We start from the raw sequence: 11243 nt of genomic DNA on the forward strand, positions 1-11243 counted from the left end.
GTGCCCGCAATGGAACCGACCATTCTCGTAGAAGAGAATGTCGACTGTAACCTCGGACTCGAAGACGGAGTAAGAGTTACACCCATGAGCGACACGTCGGCGTCGACCGACCCGGCGTGTGTGGTCGTCTCCGACCCCGAAGAGCCGGTTCCGCGGGACGTCCCAGCGATTTTGTACACTGATGTCCCGCCCGAAGAGGTCACGAATCCCAGTCGTTTTGCGGCGTACGTCCGCTGTGGCGACCGTGAAAGCCTCCAGACGCAACTTCGATGGGTCCTCTCCCAAAGGCAACCATCCCGTTCCGCCAGTACGAACGGGGAGTGGGACCGAATCAGACGGCTCTACGAGGGAACGACGGAACTCATCACCGCTGAGTCGGTCGACGAGTTGTACGAACGCGCACTCGGCCTCGCCGGCCACATCCTCGAATTTGACAACAGTTCGTTCATCGTCCACGAGGGCGACGGGATGTACATTCGCGCGAGCGACCACTGTAACCTGGAAGAAAAGGGGCCAATTCCGACCGATAGGGGAATCGTCGGCCAGACGTACCGGCAGGGCGAATCGTTCCTCGTCGGCGACGTACGGAACCACCCCGAAGCGGCACCCGAGGACCCGGCGTATCGCTCGGTCGTGAGCGTCCCGATGGGCGACGAAGGCGTCTTTCAGGCCATCTCGAACGACGTCGGCGCGTACGACGAAACTGACCGACGGATGGCCGAACTGCTCGCCAGATACGTCTCCGAGACGCGGGCCCGCATCGAGTCGGAAGCCGAGATGGCCGCCCGTCGAGAGCAAATCGAACGCCTCCACCACGGCGCAACCGAGTTGGCCACCGCGACGACGCTCGACGAATTGTTCGAACGAACCGTCGAAATTACCGACGACATTCTGGAGTTCGACCTGAGTTACATCGGACGCGTCGAAGACGGCTACATCATCCCGACGGCGATTTCGTCCGGCGAACCCACAGAGGGTGCCGAACGCGTCCCGCTCGAAGACGGCGGTGTGGCCGCAGTGTCGTACACGACGGGAGAAACACACGTCGCAGACGACGTTCGGACCCACCCCGATGCGAAACCCGCCAAGCGACTGTATCGGGCGGTTTTGAGCGTTCCAATCGGTGACTTCGGTGTCTTCCAGGCGGCGTCGTTCGAGACGGGTGCGTTCGACGAGTCCGATGTCGAGTTGGCCGAACTGCTCATGGCCCACGTCTCTGTCACGGCAGACCACATCGATGCGGAGTCGCACCTCCGCGAAGAACGCGACCGGTCGAGCGCCCTGTTCGACCACGTCTCGGACGCGGCCGTCGCCTACGATGTCGCAGACTGTACGGTCTCTGTGCGCGCCGTGAATCAGGCGTTTCAGGAGATGTTCGGCTACGACGCGGACGAAGTCGTCGGAACCGACCTCCTCGGACAGGTCGTTCCGTCGGAAGACGAGATGCGCGACGACGCCGACGAGCGCCTCCCCGAACTCCTCGTCGCGGCGGGCGAGAGTTACCGCGGCGAAGTTCGCCGCTGGACCGACGACGGCATTCGCGAATTCATTCTGAACGTCGTTCCGCTGTCGCCCGGCGAAGAGCGCGGGTCGGGGTACGCAATCTACACCGACATCACCGAGCGGAAGGAGCGCGAAAGCGAGTTAGAGCGGCAAAACGAACGACTCGAAGAGTTCGCCAGCATCGTCAGCCACGACCTGCGGAACCCGCTTTCGATTGCCCGAGGCAATCTCCAACTTGCACAGGAGACCGGCAAAGAATCACGGTTCGACACCGCGATGGAGGCGCTCGACCAGATGGAGACCCTCATCGACGACCTCCTGTCGCTCGCGCGGCGCGGCCAACTCGTCGACGAAACTACACCAGTCGAGGTAGCGAGCGCCGCACGAGCGGCGTGGAAGCGAACCGAGACGGTGGACGCCAAGTTGGCAGTCTCCGAGGGCGTCACAATCGAGGCCGACAGAGCGCGGTTGGTCGAGTTGCTCTGTAACCTGTTCCGAAACGCGGTCGAACACGGCCACGCGGACGTATCTGTCACTGTCGGCGGTCTCGACGGCGGGTTCTACGTCGAAGACGACGGTCCTGGTATCGCCCCGGACCGCCGCGAGGAGGTGTTCGAACCCGGCGAGACGACGGGCGGCGACGGCATCGGCTACGGACTCGCTATCGTCTCGTCTATCGCCGAAGCCCACGGCTGGTCGGTTATCGTCACGTCGGGACGGTCGGGCGGTGCCCGGTTCGAGTTCCGGGCGTGAGAAACGGAACCTGAATTAATTCTCCGAGAGCGCGAGCGACGCGAGCAGTGCTTCGAGTTGCACCTGTTCGTTCGCACCTTCCGAGATTCGGTAGTCGGCCTCGCCGATACGCTCCATGAGGCGGACGGCGGCGCGCTCGTCGAGGTCGAAGTCCCAGACCGAGCGGTGGAGTTGGTCGATGATGTCGCCGCCAGCCATCCCGGTGTCGACGATAAGCGTCTCTAACTGCTTTCGTGCGGCCGTGAACTCACCGTCGATGGCGTTTCGGACCATCTTCTCGATGTCCTCTGGGCGGGCGGTCGAGGTAATCATGTAGACTGCCTCTTCGTCGACGACTTCGCCTGTCGTCGCCGCGGCCTGCAGCGAGTTGATGGCGCGGCGCATGTCGCCGCCAGCGGCGTAGACGAGGGCGTCGAGACCGTCTTCGGTGAGTTCGATACCCTCCGCGTCGGCGATGTCGCGGGTCTGGTCGGCGATGGCGTCGTCACCGAGCGGCGAGAAGCGGAAGACCGCACACCGCGACTGGATGGGGTCGATAATCTTCGACGAGTAGTTACACGAGAGGATGAATCGCGTGTTGTCGGAGAACTGCTCCATCGTCCGGCGGAGCGCCGACTGCGCGTCGTTCGTCAGCGAGTCGGCCTCGTCGAGGAAGATGATGCGGTAGTCGTGGCCACCGAAAGACGACCGGGCGAAGCTCTTGATTCGGTCGCGGACCACGTCGATACCGCGCTCGTCGGAGGCGTTGAGTTCGAGGAAGTTACCGCGCCAGTCGTCGCCGTAGATGGCGCGGGCGATGGCCGTCGCGGACGTGGTCTTGCCGACGCCCGCCGGACCCGCAAACAGCAGGTGCGGCAGGTCGTCGCGTTCGATGTAACTGCGCAGGCGTTCGACGATTTCCTCCTGACCGTAGACATCGTCGAGGGTCTGCGGTCGGTACTTCTCGATCCAGATTTCACGACCCGCCGGGGCGTCGCCCGACTCCGCGGCCTCGCTCATACCCATCCCACGGGTCGCCCCGAACATAAACCGTCCGAGACGGTGCGACCGAAAGCGGTCACAACGGCGGCAGGCGTCGGCCGAGGAAGACGCCGAAGCCGACGGACTGAAATCCGCCGCCACCCCACGAGCGAGCATGAACGTGACCGTGGAAGTCGTCGGCGAGGAGACCCACGAAGTCGCCGTCGGCGACGACGGGACCTACGCGGACCTCGTGAAGGCGGTGGACCTCAGTCCGCACGAGGTGTCCGTCCTCGTCGATGGCCGACCCGTCCCCGAGGACCAACCCATCGAAGTGGACCGGGTCAAAGTGCTTCGCCTCATCAAAGGCGGGTAACGGAACAGACCACCGTCCGACAGACTGCTTTCGGAGTCTGGTATCGTGTCCGCAATTCCGGGAGACGATTATTGCCGACGTTCACGAATCCCTGACTGTGTCTGCCAACTCCCACTCCCTCGATTTCGAACTGCCGAACGTCGCCGCCGGGCCGGATGTCCTCTCACTGGCCACCATCGAGTCCGATTTCATGTTGTTGCTGCTCCAGCGCGACTACTACTGTAAGGTCTGTCGCCGGCAGGTGCAGTCGATAAAGCGCCGGTACGACGAGTTCGAGTCACGAAACACCGAAGTCGTGTCCGTCCTCCCCGACCCGCCGGAACGCACCAAAAAGTGGCAACAGAGCTACGACCTGCCGTTCCCGCTTCTGGCCGACCCCGGTGCAGACGTGGGTGACGAGTTCGACCAACCGACGCGTTTCGGTGCGCTCGGTAAACTTCACGACATGGTGGGCCGGATGCCCGAGGCAGTCCTCGTCGACCTGCGCGGCAACGAACCGGACGTGGCCTACACTCACCGCGGGTCGAATCCGGCCGACCGCCCCCAAATCGACGACCTGTTACAACGCCTCGACCGCCTCGCGGCGTAAACGTCAACCGGTCCCTAACCGCCTCCGCATCGCTCCCGCCGAACCTTTCTTTCCTCGCACCCCAGACCGAGTGATGAGCGACACCGTCGTCCGCGAAGGCACGCCCGACGAGTTGGTCGCAGTCATGCGAATCCTCGATGCCGGTCTCCTCGAAGCGACTGCCGAGGAGGTCCGAGGCAAACTCCACGCGGGCGACTGTCTCGTCGCCGAAGACTTGGGCCGCGTCGTCGGCGCGCTCGTCTTAGACGGAGAGTACGTCGATGCCGTCGCCGTCTCGCCAAGTAGGCGCGGCCGCGGTATCGGGACGACCCTCGTCGATGCCGCGCTCACCCGGCGTGGCCGTCTCGTCGCCGACTTCGGCGAGCAGGTTCGGCCGTTCTACGAATCGCTCGGCTTCGACATCGAACCCGCAGGCGACCGATTCCGAGGGGTTTGCGTCGCTTCTTCGGAATAATTCCCCCGTGATGGGTGCTACCAACCGACACAGACTTAGTGACGCGACCATTATACGTTGTGGGCGAGTCCATGGCAAAACGAGACGGGCGGGATTCCGACGAGGAGGGAGCGGGATACCGTCGAGGTGAACAGCGCACGCCGACCCGAGAGGAGCGACTCCGCTCCGACTGGGAACTCGTGTTCGACGCACTCTCTGATTCATCGCGCCGCTACATTCTCCAGTACCTCTACGAACGACCTGGCCCAGTGCCGACGTGGGAACTTGCAATCGCGCTCGCATGTCGGACGACGGACCGGCCGCCGGACAAAGTCGACGTGCAAATCGTCGAGCAGGCGGAAGCCGGGTTCGTTCACGTCCACCTGCCGAAACTCGAAGCCGCGAACCTCGTCGAATGGACAGAAGACGAGGTGATACTGACCGAGCACGCGGAGACGCTGCCACTGTTTACGCCGTCCTATCGCGGCGTCGTCAGACCGGAAGAGACCGACGAAGAGTGATACGAAATCCAGTCGCAGTGAGCGAGGCGTCCGGTTCGGCGAGCGGGGCGTCCGGTTCAACGAGTGAGGCGTCCGGTTAGACGAGCGGTTCGACGAGTTCGTGACCCGCGTCGAGGAGTTCACTGACCGCGGCTTCGCTGTCTGCTTCCGCGTAGACTCGCATCTTCGGTTCCGTACCGGACGGACGGACCAGCACCCACGAGCCGTCTTCTAAGAGGAGTTTGAAGCCATCGAGCGTGACGACTTTGGCGATGTCGCGGCCAGCGACCGTCTCGGGGAGGACATCGTCCAGTTCGTCGATGACGCGGGCTTTCTCCGAGTCCGGACAGTCGATGCTTATCTTGTCGGCGACGATTTCGCCGTGCTCCGCTGCGATGCGGTCGAGTCGTGCGTCGAAGTCCTCTTCTGCGGCGGCGCTGGCCGCGAGCAGACCCATCAACACGCCGTCTTTCTCGCGGACGTGCCCGCGGATGGAGAACCCGCCAGACTCCTCGCCACCGATGAGTGCGTCGTGTTTCCCCATCGCGTCGGCGACCCACTTGAATCCGACCGCGGTCTCGAAGACCTCCTCACCGTGTGCTTCGGCGATGCGGTCGATAAGGAACGTCGTCGAGACGGTGCGGATGGCCGGGCCAGAGTCCGATTCGAGCAGGTAGTCGTAGACGGCGGCGAAAAACAGGTTCTCGTCGAGGACGCCGCGGTCCGGCGTGGCGATGGCGATGCGGTCGGCGTCACCGTCATTGGCGACCCCGAGGTTGGCGTCGTGTTCGTCCATCGCCTCGGCGAGTTCGTCGAGGTACTCCGCCGAGGGTTCCGGCGAGATACCGCCGAAAGTGGCGTCGCGCTCGCAGCGGAGTCGGATGACTTCGGCACCGGCCGATTCGATGAGAGCATCCGTCACGCCGCGACCGCTACCGTGCATCGCGTCGTAGACGACGGTCAGGTCAGAGAGGTCGCTCCCGACGAGGTCGATGGCGTGGTCGGCGTGCGGAGAGACGATATCGACGCGCTCGATGGTCCCGCGTTCGGATTCGGGAAGCAGGTCCGGTTCGGCGAGGCGCTCGGCGACGGCGTCGGTTATCTCCGGTAGGGCTGGTGCACCGTCCGACGGGATGAACTTCACGCCGTTGTACTCCGGCGGGTTGTGCGACGCCGTGACCATGAGCGCCCCCGACAGGCCGCGGTCGACGATAGCGTAGGCGACAAGCGGGGTCGGGCAGTCCCGCTCGGGAAGCAGTACGTCGAAGCCGTTTCCGGCGACGACCTCAGCGAGCGATTCGGCGAATCCGGGCGACGTTTCGCGGGCGTCGTAGCCGACGAGGACCGGGTCGGTGTGGCCCTCGTCCGCGAGATAATCGGCGACCGCCTGTCCGACGATTCGGACGCGGTCGTCCGTGAACGTGTCCAACGTTGCTCGCCACCCATCGGTCCCGAAGGAGATTTCGTCCATATTCGAACGTCGCCGCGGCGAGGCAAAAAACTACGTTACGTCGCCGAATGCGACTGCCAAAAGAGTTGTTACGACACCGGCCGTCGTCTCCGAGTTCGACCCGTCACGGCGACTCGACGAGGTCGAGTTTCTGGCGTCTGGAGAGCTGTTTAATCTCGTACTCGCGGGACATTGCGGCCGACTTCGAGTCGTAGGACTCGACGTGGACGAGTTCGACCGGCGTGCGCCCGCGCGTGTATTTCGCACCCTCACCGGCGTCGTGTTCTGCGACGCGGCGCTCGACATCGGTCGTGTACCCGGTGTACAGGGAGTCGTCGCTGCACCGGAGGACGTAGACGAAGTGCACGGATGGTTACTCGGCTCTGGCAGCCGCGACCGCCCGAGCAATCAACCCCGCCTGCGAACCGGCAATATACCCGGCGTCCGTATTCACGACCGAGAGGACGGTACAGGACTGAATCATCCCGAGAAGCGCCGCCTCGCCATTGCCACCGTGTCCATATCCGGTCGAGATGGGAAGCCCGATGACGGGCGTATCGACCAGTCCAGCCACGACGGTCGGAAGCGCACCCTCTCGCCCGGCAGCGACGATGAGCACGTCGACTTCGCGGAGCAAGTCGAGGTGGTCGAGCACGCGCCCGAGGTGGGCCACACCCACGTCTTCGAGCAGTTCGACAGAGACGCCCATCTGTTCGAGAACGACCGCTGCCTCGCCCGCGGCCTCCGCGTCGGAGGTACCGCCGGTGACGACGCCGACGGTGGCGTCGATATCGGGCGATTCGTAACTGGCGTCGCAGGCAACGACAGTCCGAGCACGGGCGTTGCGGTCGATTTCGCAGTCGGGAAGCGCGTGGGCGATAGCTTCCGCGTGGTCGGGACTCGCGCGGGTGACGAGCGCACGACCGCTCGTTTCGACCGCCGCGACCGCAAGCGTCGCGGTCTCGTCCGGCGTTTTTCCCTCGGCAAGGATGGCTTCAGGGAGTCCGCGACGGGACTCTCGGGCGGCGTCGAACCGGCCCGCGTCGGTGGTCGCGTATCCCGCGAGTTGTGCTTCGGCCTCGGCCGGCGAGAGGTCGCCCGCCGCGACGGCCTCCAGGATGTCGCGCATGCCCGTTCGTTGGCCCGAGGCGTACTCATACCCGTCGTTTCGCCATCGGATACGGAAAGCATATATAAGTGGATACTATCAGTCGGAAATTCGTCCTCAAAGAAGCGCCATAACCGCCGTATTCGGCGGTATTAACGTCCAATATAGGAATGTTTATTAAGGGCGAATCGGTAGGATATCCTGTATGGCAGACCTCATTGTCAAGGCAGCCGTCAAGGAAGCGCTTCAGGACAAGAACGTGGCCTCGGACTTCTACGACGCTCTCGACGAGGAAGTCAAGGAGCTTCTCGACGACGCTGCTCGACGTGCTGAGCAGAACGACCGTAAGACGGTCCAGCCCCGCGACCTGTAAATCGGTTTCAACTACTCTCTTTCATTTATTACCAGTCGAGAGCGGCAGCGCTCGATGCGACAACAGGCCACAGAAAACCCGCGAGCGACTGCGACGAACGCTGTAGAGACCCGACGACGGCCTACAGTTCGATTACGTCGACACCGTCGTCGGTGCCGACGTAGATTTCGTCGGCGAGTCCGGCGAAGATACCGTGTTCGACCACACCCGGAAGCGACGACAGCGACGCTGCGAGCGGCCCCGGGTCGTCGATAGTCCCGAAGTCACAGTCGAGGACGAGATTCCCGTTGTCTGTGACGACCGGGCCGTCTTTTCGCTCGGCGCGTCGCAGTTCAGCCTCACCGCCGAGGTCCGAAACAGCTGCTGCGACGGTCGTTCGGGCGTTTGGAAGCACCTCGACCGGGACCGAGTGCGAGAGTTCGTCCGCCATCTTCGACGGGTCTGCCACGACGAGGAATCGGTCGGCGAAGGCATCGACCACTTTCTCGCGGGCGTGGGCGGCCCCGCCGCCTTTTACGAGCGTGCCGTCGGCAACCTGATCAGCACCGTCGATAGCGAGGTCGATAGCATCGATTTCGTCGAGGTCGGCGAGGGGGACGCCGGACTCGCGAGCGAGTTCGCGGGACGCGAAGGATGTCGGAACGCCTCGAAGGTCCATCCCGTCGGCGACAAGGTCGCCGATGGCCTCGATGGCGAAGGCGGTCGTGCTCCCGGTTCCGAGACCGACGACCATCCCGTCTTCGACTGCTTCGACCGCGGCCTCCGCGGCACGGCGTTTCTGCTCGTCGGTTCCGCCAGTCGTCTTCATGGCTGTGGCGACTCGGGGAGCGAGTAAAAATGGACCTGAAACGATGGAGCGTCGAGATGGCTGTCCGGGGCCGCCGCCGGGCCTCAGAGACGGTCCAAGACAGCGTCGGCGTCGTACGCGAGCGAGATAGAACGTGTACGGCCGCGTCCTTCGATTTCGGTGTACCGCGCTTCGATGACGCCGAGTTGGTCGAGTTTGTTCACGAGTTCGGAGTAGCGCGTATATCCCAGTCCGGTCTCCTCGTTGAACGCCTCGTAGACGGCTCCGGCGCGTTCGCCGTCGAATTCGGCGACGACACGGACCAGTTCGCGTTCGGGGTCCGAAAGGCCGCGGAGACACCGCGAGAGATGAACGTACTTCGACTTGTCGTAGGCCGCCTCCACGTCTTCCTTGTCGACGGTCCGCGAGGCGCGCATTTCGGCGTGCAGGCCTGCGCGGCGGAGCAAGTCGATGCCGACCCGCAGGTCACCGCTGTCGGCGGTGAGTTCCGCCACTCGGTCGAGTTCGGGGTCACCGATGACATCCTCGTGGAACCCGCGTTTGGTCCGGCCACGGAGGATATCCACGATTTCGCTCACGTCGTAGCGAGGGAAAAACACCTCCTCGGGCCGGAAGACGCTCTGGACGCGTCCGTCGAGTTCGTCGATAACGTCGAGCGAGAGGTCCGACGAGATGATGATGACGCCGATGCGCGCTCCGGAGTGCGCCTCGTGGGCGCGAAGCAGCGAGTAGAGCGTGTCCGAGGCCTCGTTCTCGTAGAACAGGTAGTTCACGTCGTCGAGGGCGACGACGAGAACCTCGTCGTCTTCGACCAGTCGGTCGGTAATCTGGCCGAACAGCTTCTTGAACGAGATGCCCGACGACGGGGGTTCGTACTCGAAGATGTGTTCGAAGACCCGGGAAAACACCGCGTATCGGGTCGAATCGACCTGGCAGTTCACCCGGACCGTGCGGACCCCCGACTTCGTGCCCAACTCGCCGAAGAGTTTCTGGACGGCGGTGGTCTTGCCAGTCCCGGGCGGCCCGCGAACCATCGTATTCAGGGGGCGAGAACCGCGTACTGCCGGGCGAAGCGCGTACTTCAGACTCCGGAGTTGGCTCTCGCGGTGATTGAACGTCTCCGGGATGTGGTCTATCTCGAAGACGTGCTCGTCGCGGAACACCGTCTCGTCCCACGACAACATCCCCTCTTCGGGGTCCTCCCTCATCGAATAGAGTACCACGCGCCGGGGACTTAATCGTTTACCGCGACGGCGGACGGGAGTCGGACACGGAACCGGAACCGAGTCGCTCGCGACGGCAACGTACCGAGCCGACCGCCAGAGTAGTTAATTCGTAGACAAGATAAGCGAAGGATATGACAACCCGTGCGCATCTCGTCGCCCTCCTCGTCTCGCTCGCCCTCGTCGGTGGTGGCGTCCTCGGATTTGGGTTCGGTAGCGACCAAGACTACACCTATCGGTTCGAGAGTCAGACGACCGAGGTTCCGGATTCGGTGCCGCCGCTGTACAGCGAACTATCCGAGACCGAACGGAGCTACGTCGACCGCGCCCTCGATGGCGAAGAGCTACGGTTCGAAGACGACCCCGGAAACCTTCCCGGACTCGTCGAGCGCGACGACACGTACTACCGATTCGATTTCGAGACGAACAATGACTACACCGCACCGGAGACGCTCGCACCGTTAGGTGCGATTCTCCTCGGTCTCGTCGGCCTCGTCGCCACGATTCGGTGGGAGGTGGCGAGTCGCTACGTCACCTACTGAATTAGCTGGGTGACAGGAGCAACGACACAGAAAACGTATACCGGACCCCCGTGCCGCTCTACCCATGCCCGGCGCAATTGTCACGAGCGGCGAGCGAGTCACGCTCCGGACGGTCGAAACCGAAGACATCCCGTTTATCCAGCGCGCGGCCGCGAATCCCGAACTTCGGTACACGCTCGGCAACCCGGTCATGAACCGCGAGCAGTACGAAATATCGGACGACTGCAACGCGCCGGACCAGTTTCTCGTCTGTCTCGAATCCGACGACGCCGACGCGGCCGACCCGGACGAAGACGACATCACCCGAATCGGACAGATAAGCGTCGCCGACGCCCACTACAAGCGCCCGGAACTCGGCTACTGGCTGATTCCCGACGTTCACGGCGAGGGCTACGGGAAAGAGTCAGTCTCGCTCGCCATCGACTACGCCTTTCGGACCTACGACACTCCCGCGATTGGTGCAGGCGCATTCGACTGCAACGACGCCTCTCGCGGTCTTCTGGAATCACTCGGCTTCGTCGAGGAAGGACGACAGCGGAAATTGATGTACGTCGACGGTGCCCACCGGGATTTGGTTCGGTACGGCCTGCTTCGCGAGGAGTGGCTGGCTGACGACTAAAATCAG

14 protein-coding genes are annotated in these 11243 nt (G+C 63.4%); 8 read left to right on the forward strand and 6 right to left on the reverse strand.

Annotation, left to right across the window (positions count from 1 at the left end; translation table 11 throughout):
- Positions 1-9 precede the first annotated feature (9 nt).
- Complete coding sequence (locus ACH9L7_RS12135; protein ID WP_396610961.1) at positions 10-2256, forward strand: GAF domain-containing protein; 2247 nt, start codon at positions 10-12, stop codon at positions 2254-2256.
- Between the two features lie 15 nt (positions 2257-2271).
- Here the strand turns inward: ACH9L7_RS12135 and ACH9L7_RS12140 are convergent, their stop codons facing one another.
- Entirely contained in the window at positions 2272-3255 is a 984-nt protein-coding gene (locus ACH9L7_RS12140; protein ID WP_396610962.1) for a replication factor C small subunit, read from the reverse strand.
- Positions 3256-3391: 136 nt separating this feature from the next.
- Between ACH9L7_RS12140 and ACH9L7_RS12145 the strand changes: the two genes are divergently transcribed.
- The 4 genes from ACH9L7_RS12145 (at position 3392) to ACH9L7_RS12160 (ending at position 5135) form a co-directional block, all read left to right on the forward strand.
- On the forward strand, positions 3392-3592 hold the full coding sequence (locus ACH9L7_RS12145) for a ubiquitin-like small modifier protein 2 (protein WP_396610963.1): 201 nt from the start codon (positions 3392-3394) through the stop codon (positions 3590-3592).
- A 97-nt stretch (positions 3593-3689) separates the two neighbouring features.
- On the forward strand, positions 3690-4181 hold the full coding sequence (locus tag ACH9L7_RS12150; RefSeq protein ID WP_396610964.1) for a redoxin domain-containing protein: 492 nt from the start codon (positions 3690-3692) through the stop codon (positions 4179-4181).
- A gap of 73 nt (positions 4182-4254) precedes the next feature.
- Positions 4255-4635, forward strand: coding sequence for a GNAT family N-acetyltransferase (locus tag ACH9L7_RS12155; RefSeq protein WP_396610965.1), 381 nt, complete (start codon positions 4255-4257; stop codon positions 4633-4635).
- A 71-nt stretch (positions 4636-4706) separates the two neighbouring features.
- Entirely contained in the window at positions 4707-5135 is a 429-nt protein-coding gene (locus ACH9L7_RS12160) for an ArsR family transcriptional regulator (protein WP_396610966.1), read from the forward strand.
- A 76-nt stretch (positions 5136-5211) separates the two neighbouring features.
- Here ACH9L7_RS12160 and ACH9L7_RS12165 read toward each other — a convergent pair whose 3' ends face one another.
- The 3 genes from ACH9L7_RS12165 to larB form a co-directional block, all read right to left on the reverse strand.
- Positions 5212-6585 (reverse strand): phosphoglucomutase/phosphomannomutase family protein, encoded by a 1374-nt coding sequence (locus ACH9L7_RS12165; RefSeq protein ID WP_396610967.1) that lies wholly within the window; start codon positions 6583-6585, stop codon positions 5212-5214.
- Positions 6586-6688: 103 nt separating this feature from the next.
- A complete protein-coding gene (locus ACH9L7_RS12170; protein WP_396610968.1) occupies positions 6689-6931 on the reverse strand; it encodes a GIY-YIG nuclease family protein in 243 nt (80 codons plus the stop codon).
- A 6-nt stretch (positions 6932-6937) separates the two neighbouring features.
- Positions 6938-7693 carry a nickel pincer cofactor biosynthesis protein LarB gene (larB, locus tag ACH9L7_RS12175; RefSeq protein ID WP_396610969.1) on the reverse strand — a complete coding sequence of 252 codons (756 nt, stop codon included), beginning with the start codon at positions 7691-7693 and terminating at the stop codon, positions 6938-6940.
- 184 nt (positions 7694-7877) lie between these two features.
- On the opposite strand from larB, the gene ACH9L7_RS12180 reads away from it, so the two are divergent.
- On the forward strand, positions 7878-8045 hold the full coding sequence (locus ACH9L7_RS12180; protein WP_007544286.1) for a DUF1931 family protein: 168 nt from the start codon (positions 7878-7880) through the stop codon (positions 8043-8045).
- A gap of 121 nt (positions 8046-8166) precedes the next feature.
- On the opposite strand, the gene rpiA is transcribed toward ACH9L7_RS12180, so the two are convergent.
- Entirely contained in the window at positions 8167-8853 is a 687-nt protein-coding gene (gene rpiA / locus ACH9L7_RS12185) for a ribose-5-phosphate isomerase RpiA (protein ID WP_396610970.1), read from the reverse strand.
- An 83-nt stretch (positions 8854-8936) separates the two neighbouring features.
- Positions 8937-10061, reverse strand: a complete 1125-nt coding sequence (locus ACH9L7_RS12190; RefSeq protein ID WP_396610971.1) for an ORC1-type DNA replication protein — start codon at positions 10059-10061, stop codon at positions 8937-8939.
- Between the two features lie 149 nt (positions 10062-10210).
- Between ACH9L7_RS12190 and ACH9L7_RS12195 the strand changes: the two genes are divergently transcribed.
- Both ACH9L7_RS12195 and ACH9L7_RS12200 read left to right on the forward strand, forming a co-directional pair.
- Positions 10211-10618, forward strand: a complete 408-nt coding sequence (locus ACH9L7_RS12195) for a hypothetical protein (protein ID WP_396610972.1) — start codon at positions 10211-10213, stop codon at positions 10616-10618.
- Positions 10619-10682: 64 nt separating this feature from the next.
- Complete coding sequence (locus ACH9L7_RS12200) at positions 10683-11237, forward strand: GNAT family N-acetyltransferase (RefSeq protein WP_396610973.1); 555 nt, start codon at positions 10683-10685, stop codon at positions 11235-11237.
- Positions 11238-11243: the final 6 nt, after the last annotated feature.

Origin of the sequence: Haloferax sp. S1W, from assembly GCF_044593955.1 — an archaeon.
Lineage (GTDB): Archaea > Halobacteriota > Halobacteria > Halobacteriales > Haloferacaceae > Haloferax.

Bases quoted from the DNA above. Each gene is read 5' to 3' on its own strand.
- ACH9L7_RS12135 (WP_396610961.1), top strand. From the start codon at position 10: ATGGAACCGACCATTCTCGTAGAAGAGAATGTCGACTGTAACCTCGGA.
- ACH9L7_RS12140 (WP_396610962.1), bottom strand. From the start codon at position 3,255: ATGAGCGAGGCCGCGGAGTCGGGCGACGCCCCGGCGGGTCGTGAAATC.
- ACH9L7_RS12145 (WP_396610963.1), top strand. From the start codon at position 3,392: ATGAACGTGACCGTGGAAGTCGTCGGCGAGGAGACCCACGAAGTCGCC.
- ACH9L7_RS12155 (WP_396610965.1), top strand. From the start codon at position 4,255: ATGAGCGACACCGTCGTCCGCGAAGGCACGCCCGACGAGTTGGTCGCA.
- ACH9L7_RS12160 (WP_396610966.1), top strand. From the start codon at position 4,707: ATGGCAAAACGAGACGGGCGGGATTCCGACGAGGAGGGAGCGGGATAC.
- ACH9L7_RS12165 (WP_396610967.1), bottom strand. From the start codon at position 6,585: ATGGACGAAATCTCCTTCGGGACCGATGGGTGGCGAGCAACGTTGGAC.
- larB (WP_396610969.1), bottom strand. From the start codon at position 7,693: ATGCGCGACATCCTGGAGGCCGTCGCGGCGGGCGACCTCTCGCCGGCC.
- ACH9L7_RS12180 (WP_007544286.1), top strand. From the start codon at position 7,878: ATGGCAGACCTCATTGTCAAGGCAGCCGTCAAGGAAGCGCTTCAGGAC.
- rpiA (WP_396610970.1), bottom strand. From the start codon at position 8,853: ATGAAGACGACTGGCGGAACCGACGAGCAGAAACGCCGTGCCGCGGAG.
- ACH9L7_RS12190 (WP_396610971.1), bottom strand. From the start codon at position 10,061: ATGAGGGAGGACCCCGAAGAGGGGATGTTGTCGTGGGACGAGACGGTG.
- ACH9L7_RS12195 (WP_396610972.1), top strand. From the start codon at position 10,211: ATGACAACCCGTGCGCATCTCGTCGCCCTCCTCGTCTCGCTCGCCCTC.
- ACH9L7_RS12200 (WP_396610973.1), top strand. From the start codon at position 10,683: ATGCCCGGCGCAATTGTCACGAGCGGCGAGCGAGTCACGCTCCGGACG.